Annotated in this window: 18 protein-coding genes, 1 tRNA gene and 1 other RNA gene; 12 read left to right on the top strand and 8 right to left on the bottom strand. The window is 63.4% G+C overall.

Annotated features, from left to right (window positions below; all coding sequences use genetic code 11):
- Positions 1 to 5 precede the first annotated feature (5 nt).
- The gene (locus tag CK501_RS05155) at positions 6 to 632 is read right to left on the bottom strand and encodes a CBS domain-containing protein (RefSeq protein ID WP_095616684.1); all 627 of its coding nucleotides are present in this window, start codon (positions 630 to 632) and stop codon (positions 6 to 8) included.
- Positions 633 to 701: 69 nt separating this feature from the next.
- Positions 702 to 1,817: an FAD-dependent 5-carboxymethylaminomethyl-2-thiouridine(34) oxidoreductase MnmC gene (gene mnmC / locus CK501_RS05160; protein ID WP_095616685.1), complete on the bottom strand. Its 1,116-nt coding sequence runs from the start codon at positions 1,815 to 1,817 to the stop codon at positions 702 to 704.
- A 105-nt stretch (positions 1,818 to 1,922) separates the two neighbouring features.
- Here mnmC and CK501_RS05165 point away from each other — a divergent pair, with 105 nt between their 5' ends.
- Entirely contained in the window at positions 1,923 to 2,663 is a 741-nt protein-coding gene (locus tag CK501_RS05165; protein ID WP_095616686.1) for a pilus assembly protein PilB, read from the top strand.
- A gap of 13 nt (positions 2,664 to 2,676) precedes the next feature.
- Here the strand turns inward: CK501_RS05165 and CK501_RS05170 are convergent, their stop codons facing one another.
- The 3 genes from CK501_RS05170 to flgA form a co-directional block, all read right to left on the bottom strand.
- Positions 2,677 to 3,168 (bottom strand): flagella synthesis protein FlgN, encoded by a 492-nt coding sequence (locus CK501_RS05170; protein WP_095616687.1) that lies wholly within the window; start codon positions 3,166 to 3,168, stop codon positions 2,677 to 2,679.
- A gap of 6 nt (positions 3,169 to 3,174) precedes the next feature.
- Positions 3,175 to 3,498, bottom strand: a complete 324-nt coding sequence (gene flgM / locus CK501_RS05175; protein ID WP_095617149.1) for a flagellar biosynthesis anti-sigma factor FlgM — start codon at positions 3,496 to 3,498, stop codon at positions 3,175 to 3,177.
- A gap of 136 nt (positions 3,499 to 3,634) precedes the next feature.
- Positions 3,635 to 4,366 carry a flagellar basal body P-ring formation chaperone FlgA gene (gene flgA / locus CK501_RS05180; RefSeq protein WP_233128862.1) on the bottom strand — a complete coding sequence of 244 codons (732 nt, stop codon included), beginning with the start codon at positions 4,364 to 4,366 and terminating at the stop codon, positions 3,635 to 3,637.
- Positions 4,367 to 4,531: 165 nt separating this feature from the next.
- Here flgA and CK501_RS05185 point away from each other — a divergent pair, with 165 nt between their 5' ends.
- The 3 genes from CK501_RS05185 (at position 4,532) to CK501_RS05195 (ending at position 6,492) form a co-directional block, all read left to right on the top strand.
- The gene (locus CK501_RS05185; protein WP_095616689.1) at positions 4,532 to 5,473 is read left to right on the top strand and encodes a chemotaxis protein CheV; all 942 of its coding nucleotides are present in this window, start codon (positions 4,532 to 4,534) and stop codon (positions 5,471 to 5,473) included.
- A 17-nt stretch (positions 5,474 to 5,490) separates the two neighbouring features.
- Positions 5,491 to 6,321, top strand: a complete 831-nt coding sequence (locus CK501_RS05190; protein ID WP_095616690.1) for a CheR family methyltransferase — start codon at positions 5,491 to 5,493, stop codon at positions 6,319 to 6,321.
- Between the two features lie 82 nt (positions 6,322 to 6,403).
- Positions 6,404 to 6,492: transfer RNA gene (locus CK501_RS05195), tRNA-Ser, on the top strand.
- Between the two features lie 29 nt (positions 6,493 to 6,521).
- On the opposite strand, the gene CK501_RS05200 is transcribed toward CK501_RS05195, so the two are convergent.
- Genes CK501_RS05200 through CK501_RS05210 form a run of 3 tightly spaced genes read right to left on the bottom strand, consistent with a single transcriptional unit; the run spans position 6,522 to position 9,810 of the window.
- Entirely contained in the window at positions 6,522 to 7,475 is a 954-nt protein-coding gene (locus CK501_RS05200) for an alpha-L-glutamate ligase-like protein (protein ID WP_095616691.1), read from the bottom strand.
- The gene (locus tag CK501_RS05205; protein WP_095616692.1) at positions 7,475 to 8,998 is read right to left on the bottom strand and encodes an inactive transglutaminase family protein; all 1,524 of its coding nucleotides are present in this window, start codon (positions 8,996 to 8,998) and stop codon (positions 7,475 to 7,477) included. The genes CK501_RS05200 and CK501_RS05205 overlap by 1 nt, the downstream gene beginning before the upstream one ends.
- Entirely contained in the window at positions 8,995 to 9,810 is an 816-nt protein-coding gene (locus tag CK501_RS05210) for an ATP-dependent zinc protease family protein (protein ID WP_158223050.1), read from the bottom strand. The genes CK501_RS05205 and CK501_RS05210 overlap by 4 nt, the downstream gene beginning before the upstream one ends.
- Before the next feature lie 163 nt (positions 9,811 to 9,973).
- On the opposite strand from CK501_RS05210, the gene ffs reads away from it, so the two are divergent.
- From ffs to CK501_RS05250, 8 genes are all read left to right on the top strand, one after another.
- Positions 9,974 to 10,070: signal recognition particle sRNA small type (gene ffs / locus CK501_RS05215), an RNA gene on the top strand.
- 108 nt (positions 10,071 to 10,178) lie between these two features.
- The gene (dnaX, locus tag CK501_RS05220) at positions 10,179 to 11,942 is read left to right on the top strand and encodes a DNA polymerase III subunit gamma/tau (RefSeq protein WP_095616694.1); all 1,764 of its coding nucleotides are present in this window, start codon (positions 10,179 to 10,181) and stop codon (positions 11,940 to 11,942) included.
- On the top strand, positions 11,939 to 12,262 hold the full coding sequence (locus CK501_RS05225) for a YbaB/EbfC family nucleoid-associated protein (protein ID WP_095616695.1): 324 nt from the start codon (positions 11,939 to 11,941) through the stop codon (positions 12,260 to 12,262). The genes dnaX and CK501_RS05225 overlap by 4 nt, the downstream gene beginning before the upstream one ends.
- A gap of 12 nt (positions 12,263 to 12,274) precedes the next feature.
- Positions 12,275 to 12,877, top strand: coding sequence for a recombination mediator RecR (gene recR / locus CK501_RS05230; protein ID WP_095616696.1), 603 nt, complete (start codon positions 12,275 to 12,277; stop codon positions 12,875 to 12,877).
- An 11-nt stretch (positions 12,878 to 12,888) separates the two neighbouring features.
- The gene (locus tag CK501_RS05235) at positions 12,889 to 14,025 is read left to right on the top strand and encodes a ribonuclease D (protein ID WP_095616697.1); all 1,137 of its coding nucleotides are present in this window, start codon (positions 12,889 to 12,891) and stop codon (positions 14,023 to 14,025) included.
- A complete protein-coding gene (locus CK501_RS05240; protein ID WP_095616698.1) occupies positions 14,018 to 14,278 on the top strand; it encodes a YcgL domain-containing protein in 261 nt (86 codons plus the stop codon). Before CK501_RS05235 ends, CK501_RS05240 begins: the two co-directional genes overlap by 8 nt.
- 10 nt (positions 14,279 to 14,288) lie before the next feature.
- Positions 14,289 to 14,627, top strand: coding sequence for a hypothetical protein (locus tag CK501_RS05245; RefSeq protein ID WP_143421386.1), 339 nt, complete (start codon positions 14,289 to 14,291; stop codon positions 14,625 to 14,627).
- 79 nt (positions 14,628 to 14,706) lie between these two features.
- A complete protein-coding gene (locus CK501_RS05250; protein ID WP_143421387.1) occupies positions 14,707 to 17,196 on the top strand; it encodes a VWA domain-containing protein in 2,490 nt (829 codons plus the stop codon).
- Positions 17,197 to 17,330: the final 134 nt, after the last annotated feature.

The raw sequence follows: 17,330 nt of genomic DNA on the forward strand, positions 1-17,330 counted from the left end.
CCTGATCAGATGGTGGTATGCAGGTGGTGCCCGTCTGCATACAGGCGCAGGAAGTCCGTACCCGTGACAATGCCCGCCGGCTGGTTGTTGTGGTTGATGACCAGCGCGGCGCTGAGCTCATGGCTGAGCATCTGTTGGGCCAGGTGGTGGGCATCGGTCTCCGGGGTGACGGTTATGAAGGAGGGAAGCTCGCAGCCGGACAGGGGCGTAGTCTCATCCATGCCTTCACGGATCTGTCGCAGGATCCAGGTTTCATCGATGAGGCCCGCGACTTCTCCCGCGTCCGTGGTCACCACCAGGTGATGGACCAGGTGGTGGGCCATGGTATCCAGGGCCATTCGCAGTGGCGCCTTTGCGCTGATGGTGTGGAGCGCCTGGGACGCAAGCCGGCTTGAAGGGAGGTAGGGAGACTCCGCATCCCCCTCACCGCTGGACTCCTCCTGGTATTCCTGCAGGGCGCGACGGACCTCGGGCTTTCCCTGGAACCGGGCCGGCTCCTCGGGCTGCTCCGTGTTCGATGCCGTCCGGCGGATGGCATCGGTTTCGTCCGTTCCCTGGACACGCCTTGCACGCAGCGCCTCAGGCAGACGGGTGCCGACCGGGCGGCCGGGCTCTGCGATGTGAATGGCCATTGAATCGCCCCCAATTGATCCGTTTCCAAAGGTTATCGGCCGGTTCACGGAAAACTCAAGGAACCAGCGCTAACTCCTGGCGAATCGTTGAGGGCTGACACGTTGCGCCGTGTCCGCCGGAAGGGGGGAGGGTGTGCCTGAAACCTGGGCCGCGAGATGCGCCGCGAGCAGGGGGGCGTACATCAGGCCCTTGCCGCCCAGGCCGGCAAGTACAAACCGGCCATTGAGCTGGCCTGCCACAGGCATATGGTCCGGCGTTGTGCTCCGGAAGCCTACCCAGTGTCCGGATTCCCGACTTCCCTCCAGCTGATCCGCAAGTGTCGGGAGCCAGTGGCTCAGATTCTCAATGTTGGCCTGATCGCTGGGGTCATCCGGTGTTTCCAGGTCGGAATCCCGGTCGAAGGTGGCCCCCACGCACAGCCGGCCACTGAACGGAGGCAACGCATAGCCTGCCCCGGCCAGCGCTACACGGGGAGTGGACGAGGGGGCGGGCAGGGTGGTGAGCTGCCCTCTGATGCGGCCCAGGGGCAGGTCCGACGCCCACTCGGTGGTTTGGGCGCCCGTGGCGACAATCAGGGTCGACGCCTCAAGGGTCTCTCCTTCCGGAAGGGCCACCCGCCAGGAATCCGCGCTGGCCTGAATCCGGTTCCCGTCCGCGGTTGCGGTGATCGTGCGTATCATCGGATGGCTGAGTGCGGCCTGCCGGAGCGCATCCACGCGTATATGCCCTCCGCCAGGGAACCAGAGCCCGGGTACCTCGAGCTCAAGCCCGCTCAGCAGCGAGGCCCGGTCACTGTCGACCGGTTCCAGGAATTCCGGATCCCACTGGTTGCGGGCCAGGAGTTTCTGTTGCCGTTGCTGCTCCCTTTGGTTCCAGGCCAGGCTCAGTGTCCCGGTTGGCGACCAGAAATCGATCTCCGGATGCTGCGTCTGAAGGTAGGTGTAGAATCCCGATGCGGCCAGAAAGGCCTGATGGGCGAAGCGGGTTTCCGGGGTGTAGTCCACCGCCGGCTTCATGTAGAGCGCTCCCCGGCGTTCCGGGTCGGGCGGGAAAGGCGGGGCGGGATCCAGTACGGTCACAGGCGTACCGCTCTCCGCAAGCCGGCGTGCCGCAAGGCTTCCGGCTACACCGCCGCCGGCGATGATCACGCCCGGTTGTGGATCCGATGCATCATAAGAGGCCATTTGACGTTCCGTTACCTTTCATAAAGTTTAATTTCTGTACACGGATCACAGGCCGCGCCACTATGATCCCGGATTTTCGGATTGCACAACAAGAGGGTGGCATCCATGGCAACGCCCAATTCCCAGCAGCTTGAGAAAAGCCGTCTCGGTCGGATCCTGGTCAATCGGGGCTACATCACCGACTACCAGCTCCAGGTGGCGCTGGAGGAACAGCGCGAATCCGGCGACAGGCTGGGTGCGATTCTCGTGCGGGCGGGCTGGCTTTCCGAGCGGGAGCTGCAGCGCACGCTGCGTCACCAGAACCGGTACCGTTATGCGGCGGCATTGACCGCCATGGTGATCACGCCGCTTCAGCCGGTGGCTGCACTGGCATCGCCCACTCCGGCGCTGCCCGCCAAGGGGCCCCAGACCAGCAGCCAGCAGGTGCGCATTGACAGTGCCAGCATGCAGGCGCTGAGTGAGAGTGAAATGGGGGGCGTTGTGGCCCAGGGGCGCGATACCTTCCCCGCCGGCGCGGTTCAGCTGTCCGCCATTCCGGCCTCCGATGCAGAAGCCGAAGACCAGGCGCTGGATGCCCTTGAGTTCACGGCCCGCACCTTCCTGCCTGCCATGAATTTCCTGGATGCGGACGTGACGGTGACGGGCGTGGAGTTCGGGCCGGAAGGTCCCGGATTCGCCGTTGGTGAACAGGGTGGTGTGAGTCTGGCCATGCCGACTCGTATCCGTGAGATCCGCATGGAAGGCATCCGGGTGGATGGTGCGCCCGCTTCCCATTCGATGGGGAATATCACCATGAGGAACATCCGCTTCTCCAGCGACTCCAGCCTGACCATCAGGTCCCGCTGAGCCGGGGGCGGCATCAGGCGCTGGCGAATACCTGGCTGTGGGTCAGGCTGCGGGATTCGCCGGTGCTTCCATAGAGCGCCTGCTGCTGGTCCGCGCCGCGGATGATGTCCGAGATACGGGATATGCGCCGCTGAAGGTGACCGAGGATGCGGCCATTGACGGCATTGCGGTGCTGGCATTCGTTGAGCTGCTGCTGGGCCGCTTCCCAGCGCTTCATCAGGCTTGAATCGGCACCTGCCTGGTCACGGAGGTAGTCGCTGACGGCCTGGCCACTGTCCGGCCGGTACCCGAGCTGGGCCAGTAGGCGGATTTTCTGTTTCGCCCGTTCCCTGAGTGCATCGAGCAGTTCGTTCTTCTCACTGGTTGCCTGTTCCAGCTGCTGCATATCGTTGCCGGCCAGGGCACGGTGTTCCTGCTCCAGCACCTCGGCCAGTCGGGTGAGGTTGGCTTCGTCCTTTTTAAGCAGTTGATCCAGCGTCTCGAACGTTGTCTTGCGATCAGTCATGGCGTTTTACCCGAAAATGCTGTCATCCACATCTAGCATTTTCTGGGCCAGTTTTTCGGCATCGACTGAGTAGGAACCGTCCTCAAGCGCTTCACGGATGCGGGACACCTTGGCGTCGTCCACCTCCGGTTGTTGCTGGAGCGTCTGCTCTGCAGCCTTGATGTTGCGTGCGTCCGGGCTGAGGTCCACGCGGGTACTTTCGCGCGCCTGTGAGCCGCCTTCCGCGGGCTGCTGTGGTGCTTTCTGCCCCTGGGCGTCGTCGCGCTGGCGCAGGGTCTGTTTCTGGGTGTTGAGGGCGTTGTTGTTGGCCCCATTGAAATCGATTGCCATGGCTTTCACCCCGTTCGGATCCGGATTCTCTTTGAATTGTAACGGCAGCGTGGCCGCAGACTTTAGCCTTGGGCGGCAATTTTTTCATCATTGGGCATGGAACTGCCGCTGTTCGGCATGATCCTGCCGCTTCCACTCAGTTGATCGCGACCCGCCCGGGCTCGGTGATCCGGCCGCGGATCCGGCGCCCTGAGTTTTCGTTGACCACCGGAATCTGTTCCCCCACCCGGCCACTGCGCTCGGCCTTGCCCCGGGTTGTGATGGAGAATGCATCGCTTCCCGCGGAGATGACCACGCGGTCCCCGCGCTCCACCGCCAGTGGTTTCTCAACCATATGCGGCGTGATGGCGGTCCCGGCGCGGATGGTACGCTTCGCCTGCATGCCGATCATGTGGTCGGGATTCCGGAACCCGCTGCGACGCTGTTCGTTGAGCACCACCGGGCTGGAGCGCAGCATGTCCCGGCTGAGGCGCTCGCCACGGCCAATGGGCCGGTCCGCGACCCAGCCGTCCACCTGGATGCGCACTGTCGCACTGAGAAAGATCCGCCACGGTTGGTCCCCCTGGCAGCTGACCAGCAGCGTGGTGCGCGTGGAGCGTTCCGGGTCACCGGCGAATTCGACCCCCAGCGCCTGTGGACAGCGGTTGAGCGAGAGTCGGTTATCCACGCTGCCAATGTCGTATTCAACCTCGCGCCCCTTTGCAGCCTGTTCCTTTGCAAAGGATTCCAGGAAACCGTCAGCCGCCTCCGTGATGCGTTCAGCGGTGGTCTGCTCCGGTTCCGAAGCCGTTGCCACCCCCGGAATCAGCATGGCAGCCAGGAGGAGATAGCGGAAAACCGGCATTGGATTGGCGTTGGCGATGCGCATGGCGGTCAAAATGTCCTATCCTTGCGGGTAATCGGTGCCACCTCCGACCTGTGTCGGGGGCGGCACAACCCAAACCGGCGGAAATCCGGCACAAGCCGGGCGTTGTTCGCATTCTTCGGAAATATAGTGCAACAACCATGCCGGCTCATCAGGACGGGCAGGACTATGGCGGGACTACTCGACAACGTGAACCAGCGTACCCAGATGGTGGGGCAGAACCGGCTCGAACTGCTGCTGTTCCAGCTCAGGGGGGAGCAGTTCTATGGCATCAATGTGTTCAAGGTCCGGGAAGTGCTTCCCTGTCCGGCGTTGACGGCAATCCCGCACAGCCACCCGGTGGTCCGTGGGGTCTCCTACGTGCGGGGTGAGACGGTGCCGATCATTGATACCGGCATGGCCATCGGCAGACAGCCGATTCCGGATGAGGAACTGTCGGAGTCGCTGGTGATCGTTTCGGAATACAACCGCAAGACCCAGGGGTTTCTCGTGCGCCGGGTGGAGCGGATCGTCAATCTCAACTGGGAGGATGTGCACCCGCCGCCCAAACGCGCCCGCGCCGAGTACCTTACGGCGGTCACCGAGCTTGAGGGCAAGCTCGTGGAGATCCTGGATGTGGAGAAGATCCTGGCGGAGGTGTCGCCCATTGATGACAGCGTGAGCGAATCCTTCCAGTCGACGCTGGACACCAGCGGTGATGCGGCCATGCGCGTGCTGGTGGTGGACGACTCCTCCGTGGCGCGAGGCCAGATCAGGCGCTGCATGGAAGCGGTCGGGCTTGAGGTTGTTATCTGCAATGATGGCCGGGAGGCGCTGGATTACCTGGAGTCACTGGTTGCGGATGGCAGCCCGATCCACGATCATCTGGCAATGATGATTTCCGATGTGGAGATGCCGGAAATGGATGGCTATACGCTGGTGACACACTGTAAGGACAATCCGGTGCTGGCCCCCCTGTACATCATGCTGCATTCGTCGCTCAGCGGTGTCTTCAATCAGGCCATGGTCCAGAGGGTCGGTGCTGATGAATTCATGGCCAAGTTCAATCCCAACGAGCTTGCGGAGCGGGTTATGGCAGTCATGGACAAGCAACAGCACATGCCGTCCTGACGGAGACGCCGATACCGATGAGTTCCGAGATCAGCCAGGAGGACTATCGCGCCTTCAAGGAGTTCCTGCAGGATGCCTCCGGCATTCTATTGGGGGACAACAAGCAGTACCTGGTGAAAAGCCGTCTGCGGCGGATCATGGCGGAAAACCGGTTCAACAGTCTCGGCGAGCTGGTTCAGCGCCTGCGTAAGCAGCCGCGCAGCGAACTGCGCGAGACCGTGATTGATGCCATGACCACCAACGAGACGCTCTGGTTCCGGGATACCCACCCGTTCCGCATTCTCGAGGAACGGCTTCTGGGGGAGATGGCGGCGGAGAACACCAGCCAGCCCCTTCGGATCTGGTCGGCGGCCTGCTCGACCGGGCAGGAGCCGTACTCCATCGCCATGGTGATTGACGAGTACCGGCGCCGTAACCCAGGCCGCCTGCGCCGCCCGGTTGAGATCATTGCGACGGACGTGTCGAAACCCGTGGTGGACGCGGCAAAGGACGGTATCTATGAACTGCTGGCTCTCGGGCGGGGTCTGTCCGCGGATCGCCAGAAGCAGTACTTCACCCAGCTCCCTTCCGGGAGCTGGCAGGTCCGGAAAGAAATCCGTGACATGGTGACCTTCCGCGAGCACAACCTGCTGGAGCGTTTCAGTTCGAGCAGGTTCGACATCGTCTTCTGCCGGAACGTGCTGATCTATTTCTCCAGCGATCTCAAGCACGACATCCTGGTACGCACCCACGGCATACTGAAACGGGGTGGCTACCTGATCCTGGGGGCTTCCGAGTCGCTCAACGGGCTGAACCAGTACTATGAAATGGTCCAGTGCCGGCCGGGAATCATCTACCGCGCCAAGTGAGTGTTGCGTTCGGGCCACGTTTTGCGTACAGTCTGCGCCCATCAAACGCGGCGGCCCCGAAGCCCCACGCGTGCCGATCAAAGGAGAGGTGTCCGAGTGGTCGAAGGAGCGCGCCTGGAAAGCGCGTGTACGTACTGCGTACCGAGGGTTCGAATCCCTCCCTCTCCGCCAATACAGAGCCCGGCCTTGTGCCGGGTTTTTTATGTCCGGATCTTTTCCCCGAACTCAGCCATCGCCATTCCCGCCCGCGCCTCAGCGCTGTCCGGAATGTCCTCCTGAGCCTCGATCCACTGAAGTCGCGGCAGAAGTCCCTTGCCATTGGCAATCTGGATGGCCAGGCCGGGCCGGGCGTTGAGCTCCAGCATCAGCGGCCCCCGGTTGCGGTCGACCACGATGTCGGCGCCCAGATACCCGAGTCCGGTCAGGTCATGGCAGCGCGCGGCGAGGGTGAGGAGGTTCTGCCAGTCCGGGATGGCGATACGGTTGAGGTCAACGCCGGTGTCCGGATGGCTGTGCACGCGCCTGGAGTGCTGTACTGCGTGTATGCAGCGGCCACTGGCCAGGTCCAGCCCGACGCCGATCGCCCCCTGGTGCAGGTTGGCTTTGCCGTCACTGGCATGGGTTGAGAGCCGGAGCATGGCCATGACGGGTATCCCGCGGAAAATGATGACGCGGATGTCCGGGACGCCCTCGACGGACAGGGACTCGAAGTATGGGTCCGCCTCGATCAGGTCCTCGATGATGACCGAGTCGGGGGCGCCGGCAAGGGAGTGCAGACCTGCCAGGATGTTGGAGCAGTGGCGCTGCAGGCTGCCCAGCGTGAGGGCCTGCCCGGAGGCCTTGAGGAACTGCTCGCCGTCGCGCTCCTGGATGACCATGATGCCTTTGCCGCCGGCCCCGCGGGAGGGTTTGATGGCGAAACGCTCGAGGTCCCCGAGGCACTCGCCCAGATCGCGGACGCCATGCTGGGTATCGATGACATCGCGCAGGGTGGGGGTGGCCACCCCGTGAAGCATGGCCCGCTCCTTGGTGAGCTTCTTGTCGTCCACCAGTGGATACAGGCGGCGCTCGTTGTACCTGGATATATAGGCGACATTCCGGCGGTTCATGCCCAGCAGGCCATGGCTCCGCAGGGCTGCGGGAGAGGCCAGCATCAGTCCCGCTCCACCATCGACCGGAACCGGTAAAGCTCGGAGAGCTTGTACCCCGTGTACTGACCGACGAGCAGGATCAGGGCGAGAATGATCAGGTGGACCTCCGGGAAGTTGAAGGTGAGGTGCCGTACCGTCGCCAGCTGCATGAGTCCATAGGCGGCAATGGCCACGATCAGGCTGCCGCCGCCCTGTATGGCCACTTCCCGGGCGCCCTGTTCCTCCCAGATCACGGACATCCGCTCGATGGTCCAGGCGATGATGATCATCGGGAAGAAGGTGATGGTCATCCCCAGGTTGATCCCCATTTCATGCCCGAAGACACTCAACAGGCCTGTCAGCAGCACCACCAGTACGATCATGGCGGCGATCCGGGCCACCAGCAGGAGGTTGAGGCGTGACAGATACCCTCTCAGGAGCAGTCCCAGCCCGACAATCGTCAGGAAGGCGGTGAGACCTGGCAGCAGCGTTGTCTGGATGAAGGCCAGGGCAATCAGAACCGGCATGAAGGTACCGGATGTGCGGATACCGATCACGATCCGCATGAAGGCCACAACCAGGGCCCCCAGGGGCAGAAGCAGGAGCAGCTTCAGCATGCCCTGTTCCTCGATCGGCAGCTGGTACAGGCTGATGTAACCCAGGGGTTGGTCGGCCGAGGTCTGGCTCTGGGCAAGGTCCAGGGCGGGAATGCTCTGGCGCATCATCGAGAAGCGCACCTGGGAATTCTGGCCGCCCATGACATCCAGCACGGGCCCGCTGGTGCGGTGCCAGACCAGGGTATTGGGCGTGATGCCCTGCTGGCCACCGCGCTCAAGGTCATAGAGGTGCCAGGAATCCTCAAAGTAGACGTCCACCAGCGGCTGGAGGCGCTGGTTCCGGCGGGCATCCTCCAGCTTCAGGCCCATGGCGAGACGGGCCGGAACCCCGGACTGGTTGAGCAGGCGGACCACCAGCTGCTGGGGTGAGTGCTGGTCCAGCAGCAGTGCCGCGTTCTGGTCATTGGGGCTCTGAACCGCCTTGATCAGTTCCCGGGTCAGGCTCGCCGGAGTACTGGAACGCCGCTGGGCCGTTTCCAGCAGGTCCGCGGCGGCTGTGGCCTGGGGCTCCTCCCAGATGATCCGCTGGGGTTCGGAGGGAGCCTCGGTGTTGCCGCTGGCACGGGGCGCGCCGTTTCTGCCCGGAGCGAACTGGACCTTGTAGTAGAGGGTCTGGGGGCCCGTTGCTTCCCGCTTGGACCATTCGCCACGATGCCCCGTGGATTCGGTGACCCGTGAGAACCCGTACCCCGGAGAGGCGGCCTGTTCGGAAATGATCCGGTAGCCTGGAGGGTCATCCGGAAGGCTCAGGCTCGCCAGTGTCTCGTCCCCAAGGGCCACGAAATCGATGCGCGCCTCCACCAGCCAGACCGGCGTATTGTTCTCCGGCAGCAGGGGAATCCCCAGGCGGTCATGCCGCAGCCACATCATTGAGACACCAATGATGATCAGCGCGGATACAGCGAGGAAGAAAAGCGGCTGGTGCCTCATCCCTCACCCTCGATGCTGCCGGCGGCCTCTTCCAGTTCGTCCGGGTCACTGAGTATGAACTGTCGTGATACATCCACGCTGAAAAGGTCCCTGAGGATGTTGCGTCCGATCAGCGCAGGGTAGGTCAGGCGTTCCCGGTTGGCCAGTGTGAACTCCGCAACCCGCTCGATCGAGCCGATGCGGTACTGGAGCTCAATCACCGCGCGCCTTTCATTATCCTTGCTGGAGGCCTGGATGATCTCCACGAACCGCGACACGGGGCGTTCCAGCTCCATGGCCTCGCGCTCGGCGAAATGCTCTCCGGCCAGAGTGAAGCGAACGTAGTCATCACCGTCGCGCTCAAAGAACTCGATATCCCGTGCATCCAGGGATGAGGTGTTGGCACCGGTATCGATACGGGCTTCAAAAAGGTGATCGGGTGGCAGCAGGCGGATGCCCTCAATCGACCCGATCGTTGTGAGTCCGGAGCACTGCTCATCGCCGTTGGACAGGCCGCTGGTCATGATCGGGCAGGTGTCGCCCTCAGTGGTGGTGCTACGTGATGCCAGGTGACGGTTGGTGACACTGCGCAGCCGCTCCATCTGATCCTGGAGGTTGGCGAATCCCTGTTGCTGCTGTTCCGCAACATTCCTGTTATCCCCCAGCAGGGCGTTGAGCAGTACCTGCTGGGAGGCCAGCTGATCCTGTTGCTGTGCCAGCTGCGTCTTGAGCACCCTGAAATCCTTTTCCGCGGGGGAGGGGGAGATCAAATGGGTACAGCCGGCGATCATCAGCGCCGCCAGTAAAATCAGGATGCGTGGCGCAGCTGGCATGGGGTCCTCTTTACCGTGGTGGTGTCCGTCAGACATGGGGAGTATAGAGGCTGCACCTCCGTTTGACGATGGTTACCGCTTGAAGCGCGGGTTACGGCGGTGATAGACTCCGCGGTCTCAGCGCAGGCGGGATCAGCCGCCGGACTGAGCGCGATGGTGGTCCTGCTGGTGCCTTCGCAACGATAAACCGTGAACCCGGTCAGGCCCGGAAGGGAGCAGCCGTAGCGGTGGATTCGTGTGCCGGAGTGTCGCTGGCAGGCCACCCCCAGTTTTTCCCTTCCCGAGCTTTGCTCCCCGATCAGCCCTCTGCTTGCCAGCCCAAGATAAGGCCGTGATAAGGTATCCCATCAGATAATGGATGGTCCGGCATGACGTATCAGGTACTCGCGCGCAAATGGCGCCCCTCCCGGTTTCAGGATCTTGTTGGTCAGGAGCATGTGCTGAAGGCGCTTGTGCACGGGCTGGATCAGGACCGGCTGCATCAGGCGTTTCTGTTCACCGGTACCCGGGGCGTGGGCAAGACAACGATCGGCCGGATCCTGGCGCGGTGCCTGAGCTGTGAGAAGGGGGTCAGCTCCAATCCCTGTGGCGAATGCGACAGTTGCCGCGAAATCCAGGATGGCCGGTTCGTTGACCTGATCGAGATCGACGCCGCCTCCCAGACCCGCGTGGAGGACATGCGTGAGCTGCTGGACAATGTCCAGTACGCGCCAACCCGCGGTCGTTTCCGCATATACCTCATTGACGAGGTCCACATGCTCTCCAGCCACAGCTTCAACGCGCTGTTGAAGACACTGGAGGAGCCGCCGGACCACGTTAAGTTCCTGCTCGCCACTACTGACCCTCAGAAACTGCCGGTCACGATCCTGTCGCGCTGCCTGCAGTTCAATCTCAAGCGCCTGGGGCCGGAGCTGATCGTGTCCCACCTGGAGCACATCCTGGCCCAGGAAGGCATTGAGTATGAGAACAGTGCCCTCTGGCTTCTGGGGCGTGCCGCCGATGGCAGCATGCGCGATGCCCTGAGCCTGACCGACCAGGCGGTGGCATTCAGCGGTGGACGCCTGGAATCCGAGAGCGTCAGCCGGATGCTGGGCACCCTCGATCGGGCGGACATCTTCAGTATGCTGGATGCCCTGGTCCAGCGAGATGGCCAGAAGCTGCTCAGGGAGGTAAACCGGATCGCGGAGTACGCACCGGATTACAGCGCGGTACTGGCGGACATGCTGGATGTGTTCCATCGAATCTCGCTGGAGCAGGCGATTCCCGGGAGCAATGACAACAGCCAGGGGGACCGGGAACAGGTCCGGACCCTGGCAGGGCAGTTGAGTGCGGAAGATGCCCAGCTGTTCTACCAGACGGCGTTGACGGCCCGCCGGGACCTGGCAATCACGCCGGATGCGCGCATGGGCTTTGAGATGGCACTGCTGCGCATGCTGGCCTTCCGGCCGGAGCCGGTTGCGACCCCACCACAGGGTGGCCGCTCGGAGCCGGCGGTGGAGGCCTCGGGCGCTGGGGAACCGCCGGCATCCCCGCCGGAGCCCGAGTCAGAGCCTCAGCCTGAACCCGCTCCCGACCCCGAACCAGCGCCGGAACCGGTGCCCGAGCCAGAGCCGCCCATTCCCGAGGATGAGGCGGACCGGAATGCCGGAGACGCATCGCCAGCGACGGAGGAGCCCCAGGAGCCGGCTTCTGCCGAGAAGCCCGCGGTAAGCCCCGGTTTTGACTGGTGCCGTGATTTCGATCAGCTGCCCCTTCAGGGCATGCCGGCGACGCTGGCCGCCAACGCGGCCTGCCATGAGGAGGAAGGGGCCTGGGTTCTGACGCTGGCCGCCGGGCATTACCAGCTGCTGCATGAGCGCCACCAGCAACGTATCCGTGAGGCTGTGGGAGCTGTGGCGGGCAGCAGCATTACCCTGGTCTTCCGCGAGGGTGAGCCGGGCGGGGGAACCCCCGCAGCCCACCGGCAGGCGCAGATGGAAGAGGCGCAGGCGAACGCTGTCAGCGCCATCCACGGGGATCCCGTGGTGCAGCAGATTGTGGAGCGTTTCGGCGGCCAGGTGATTGAAGACAGTATAAAGCCTCCGCAGGCTTCACCAGCGGCGGCACCAGACAGTAGAGAGGTGGCACGATGAAAGGTGGCATGAACGACATCATGAAGCAGGCGCAGAAGATGCAGGAAGACCTGCAGAAGGCGCAGGAAGAAATTGCCAAGGCCGAGGTTACCGGGGAATCCGGGGCGGGCATGGTCAAGGTGACCATGAACGGGCGCCACGATGTGCGCAACGTGGACATTGATCCGTCCCTGATGGATGAGAGTCGCGAAGTCCTGGAGGACCTGATGGCGGCGGCGGTGAACGATGCAGTGCGCCGTGTCGAGGAATACCAGAAGGAGAAGATGGGCAACATGACCCAGGGCATGGGCATGCCCCCCGGTTTCAATATGCCGTTCTGAGCCGGAGGGCCCATGAGTCTGAGTCCGCGCCTTGAGGCGTTGATTGATGCATTGCAGTGCCTGCCCGGTGTGGGGCGCAAGTCCGCCCAGCGCATGGCCTTCCAGCTCCTGGAGCGCGATCGCTCGGGGGCTGGCGCACTGGCACGCCAGCTTGACGATGCCCTGGCCAATATCGGTCGCTGTGAGCGCTGTCAGACCTTTGCCGAGGACGCCCTGTGCCCGGTCTGTGCCGATGACAGGCGGGACGGTTCCTTGATGTGTGTGGTGGAATCGCCCGCCGACCTCGCCGCCATCGAGCAATCAGGGGATTACCGGGGCTACTACTTTGTACTTCTTGGCCATCTGTCTCCCATTGATGGCATCGGCCCTGAGGATATCGGGGTGGATCAGCTGCTGGCCCAGATCCATGAGCGGGGTGTGACCGAGCTCATCATGGCCACCAATGCCACCGTGGAGGGCGATGCCACCGCCCATTACATCGCGGACCGTGTGGATCCGGAAACGGTCACGATCACCCGGCCTGCCCAGGGGCTTCCCGTGGGGGGCGAACTGGGCGGTGTCGATGGCGGTACGCTCAGTCATGCCCTGCGGGGCCGCCGGCCTTTTGCCGGGTAGTGGAGTCACCCATGGAGCAACCCAACCCGGATCAGGCCGCCTGGCTGGACACCCCGCAACAGCTGGATGACTGGCTGGCTGCTCTGCCGCCGGAGTATCCCGTCGGCATGGACTCCGAATTCGAACGGGTGACCACCTTCCATGCGATCCCGGGGCTGGTGCAGCTGGCCGCAGCAGGGGGCACCGCGCTGGTGGAACCCCGGGCGGCCGAGGGTTCCGGAGCGCTGCGCAGGCTGCTGGAGGACCCGGAACGGCCGAAACACCTTTACGCCATGAGTGAGGACATCGAGCTGTTCCGCGACTGGCTTGGTGTCCGTGTGCGCGGCGCCCTGGACCTTCAGCTGGCGGCGGCTTTTGCCGGCCATGGTATGTCCGTGGGCTATGCCAGGCTGGTCGAATCCTGTCTCGGAGTGGCCCTCGGCAAGGGCGAAACCCGGTCGGACTGGCTGGCACGCCCGCTGTCCGATGCCCAGCTCTACTACGCCGTGGCCGATGTGCATTACCTGCGCCCGCTCCATGAGCAGCTTATGGAGCAGGTTACGGCCAGGGGGTTCCAGGAGGCTCTGGCCGAGGAGAGCCGGACCTGGTGCGAACGCCAGAGCGTGGCTGATGCTCCTGAATCCTACTACCTGAGACTTACCGGGGCCTGGCGGCTGCGCCCGGGCAACCAGGCCGTACTGCGGGCACTGTGCGCCTGGCGTGAGCATCGGTGCCGGGAACTGGATCGCCCGCGTGGCCGGGTCATTGAGGACCGGTTTCTGATCCGTCTGGCCGAAGCGGTACCGCGCAGCCGTAAGGCGCTTGCGGCCATCGAGGATATGCCGAGCGGGGTCGTGCGGCGCGAGGGTGATGCGCTTCTGGCGGTGATTTCAGAGGTGGTTGAGGGTCCGGAGCAGTCCCTCGAGCCCATACCGGCGCCGTTAACCCGCAGTGAGAAGAATCATTACCGGAACGTAAAGCGGATTCTGGCCGAGCAGGCGGAAAGCCTGGGTCTGCCGCTGGAACTCATCGCTTCTAGGCGTTATCTTGAGCCAGCCGTCCGCACCGGTCTGCGTGAGGGCCGGCTGCCCGAGCTTCTGACGCAGGGTTGGCGCGGCCGGGCACTGGCACCCCGCAGAGAGGAACTGGAAGCCTGTTTCCATGAGTGACAAGCATCTGATCAGCATCTACCGCAGCAGCAAGCGTGAAGGCATGTACGTGTTCGTGCCAAGGGAGACAGATCCGGCCACGCTTCCGTCATCACTGATGACCTATTTTGGCCATCCGATTCATGCCATGGATCTGGTACTGACCCCGGACCGGAAGCTGGCACGGGCCAGTGCCAGTGATGTGATTGCGGCGATCGGGGACCAGGGCTTCTATCTCCAGATGCCCCCTAAGGAGACGGAGGTTACCGGTTAGGTCCATGGACATGCTGCTGACTGAATACAATATTGCCTGGGCGGTCTATCTGCTTGGCTTCCTGGTCGTCTACCGCTTCTGGGCTGTGATCGTGTGGTGGTTGCCACTGCGCATCCTCCGCCAGTTCCTCAAGGGCCTGTTCGCGGTGGTTCTGCTGACCCCGGTGGCCTCGGAGCGGGCCGCGGAATGGCTGGTGCCCGCGTGGCTGAATTTCTTCTATGCCGTGGTGCTTGAACAGCCGGACGTGATGGGGCGCACCCTGTTTGTCTACGCACTCGCCGCCATTGTCATGCTGCTCGCGCTGGCCCTGGATTCCGGCTGGGTTCGCTACCGGCGCCGGAAAAGCTGACACCCGCTTGACCAGCGCTTTCATTCCGCGGGATTCCTGCTATAGGTTGAATGTAATCAACCGCTTTAATAAGGCCACCATGGGAAAGTCAGCGTTCAGATCGTTCCACGCACTCCTGACCATTCTGCTGCTCACGGTGACGTGGCTGGTGAGCGCCCAGGCGCAGGAACAGGCCTCCGAGGCACCGGAGCTGCCCGACAACATCGACGTGCGGTTTGTGGTGGATGTTTCCGGGAGCATGAAACGCACCGACCCCGACAATCTGCGGGGACAGGCAGTGCCCATGCTGGCGGAACTCATGCCTGAAGGGGCCCGTAGTGGCCTGTGGACCTTTGCGCGTTACGTCAACATGCTGGTACCTCTGGAAGAGGTTGATGACCAGTGGCGCCAAGAGATGCGGGATGCCCGTTCCCGCATCGGTTCCCCCGGCCAGTACACCCATATAGGCCGTGCGCTGGAGACCGCCACCGAGGATTTCTGGCCTGGTGGGGGCTACGACAACACCCATGTGGTTCTGCTGACCGACGGCATGGTGGATGTCCCGGAAGGGGAGGAAGCCAGCCGGGAAGAGCGCCAGCGCATCCTTGATGACGTGCTCGGTCACTTCCGCGAGCACGGCGCGCGTCTGCATACCATCGCGCTTTCCGATGAAGCCGATCGGCCGCTGCTGGAGCAGCTCGCCGCCGAGACCGGGGGCCATCACGCCATTGCCCGCTCCGATTCGGAGCTGATCAGCGCCTTCCTCTCAGCCTTTGGGGCAGCTTCTCCAACGGAAGAAGTGCCGCTTGAGAACAACGGCTTCTCCATCGATGACAGCGTGGATGAATTCACCGCGCTGATCTTCCGGGATCAGGGCAGTGAGTCCGCGGAACTCGTTGATCCCTCGGGCAATCGGGTGACGCGCAACAGCCTGCCGGAAAAGGCCCGCTGGCACCGTGCGGAGACCTATGATCTGGTGACCATTCCGGATCCCGCGACCGGGCGCTGGGAGGTGGATGCCATGGTGGGGCCGGACAGCCGCATCAAGGTGGTGAGTGAGCTGCGCATGGCCGCGGGTGATCTGCCCACACGCTTCTTCGCGTCGGACATTCTGGATCTGGAAGTGGCCTTCTATGAGGACGGTGACAGGCTGACGGATGAGGATTTCCTTGGCGTCATGGATGTCCGGGCGGAGATCCGGAATGCGGAAGGTGACCGTCAGGGAACCGTCCGGCTTTCCGGCGACCGCGTTCCCTCCAATGGCATTTTCAATGGCGAAATCCGGACCCTGACCGAACCCGGGCAATACGAGGTCCGGCTTATCGGTGAAGGCGAAACCTTCCAGCGCAGCCAGCGCCAGAAGGTAACACTGGCCCCACCTTTTGACACGGAGATCCAGGGCCTTGGAACCGGCGACGACAGCCGGTGGACGTTCCGGGTAATGCCGCGGGATCCAGGGTTGGAGGCGGACAGTATCCAGGTCGAGGCTTCAGTGACAGGCCCGGATGGTGAAATAAGGAAGCAGGCACTGGAGCCGGTCTCAGGCAGCAGCGAACGCATACTGACCCTCCATGGCGAGCGGGGTGAGGGCACCTATCAGGTACGTCTCCGTATGCAGGCGGAAACCCAGGACGGACGGGAAGTGTCGCTGGATACTCCCGCTTTCGCGGCGCAATTCCCGCGAAAGGCGGATACGGCGGACTACCGGACGCTCGAGCCCGAACCCCGGCAGCCTGAACCGGCACCCGAGCCGGAGCCTGCGCCCGAGCCCGAGCCCGAGACCCCGTCCGAACCTGAACAGAAAGAGCCACTGTTTGATCCCGAGCCGGTTGAAGTGCCGGAAGAGCCGTCTGAACCGGAGGCCGGCATCAACTGGCTGCTCTGGGGCAGTGCCGGCGGCGGCCTGATCGGGCTGGCCGCCATCGCGGGTGGACTCTGGTGGTGGCTGCGTCGGCGTGGCAACGGCGGTGAACAGGAGACAGGGTCGCCGGAGTCTCCCGTCGAACCTGAAACGGAACCCTCGGATGCGGTCGCTGATCAGGAAGAGCCGGCCCTGGAAGTGGATCTGGAGCCGGAGCCGGAGCCGGAGATGCAGGAGGGCGAGCCTGAACAGGACGAGGGAACCTCGCTTGCCGAGGCGGCGGCTGCGTACCAGGCGCAGCAGACGGATCCCGGTGATGAAACAGCCTCCGAGTCGGAGGCTGCGGACACCGACGAGAGCAGCCCGGCCGACGAAGCCATCCCCACAGTGGACGACATGGACACCACTGTCGGATCCGGTGAACCGGATCCGGCTTCAGGAATGGACACTGAGCCAGAGCAACAGGAACCGGAAACGGAAGAAGCGTCGGATTCCGGGGCGCAGGAGGAGACCGGCGAGCAGGATGAGGGTATTCCGACCCTTGGCGATGACGAGCCCCCCGAGGAGCCGGAGGCACTGGCCGACCAGATCCTGGAAGAGAACCAGCAGAACGCGGATGAGGATGAGTTCTCGCTTGAGGACTTCGACATTTCCGAATTCGATGACCTTCCGGACCAGGAGGACGGGGCGGATTCCGGAGAAGAGGACGACGGAAACCGTGATCGCTGACGGTCACTGACCATGAGTGGACGTGTTTCCGCTTTTGGGGCCAACCGCTTACTTGTTGGCCCCGACGCCCTGCCTATATACTTCGCACCTCGCAGAAGGCCGGACCCTGATTGAGCAGGGCTCCATGGCCGCAG

This window comes from Halovibrio salipaludis (genome assembly GCF_002286965.1).
GTDB lineage: Bacteria > Pseudomonadota > Gammaproteobacteria > Pseudomonadales > Oleiphilaceae > Halospina > Halospina salipaludis.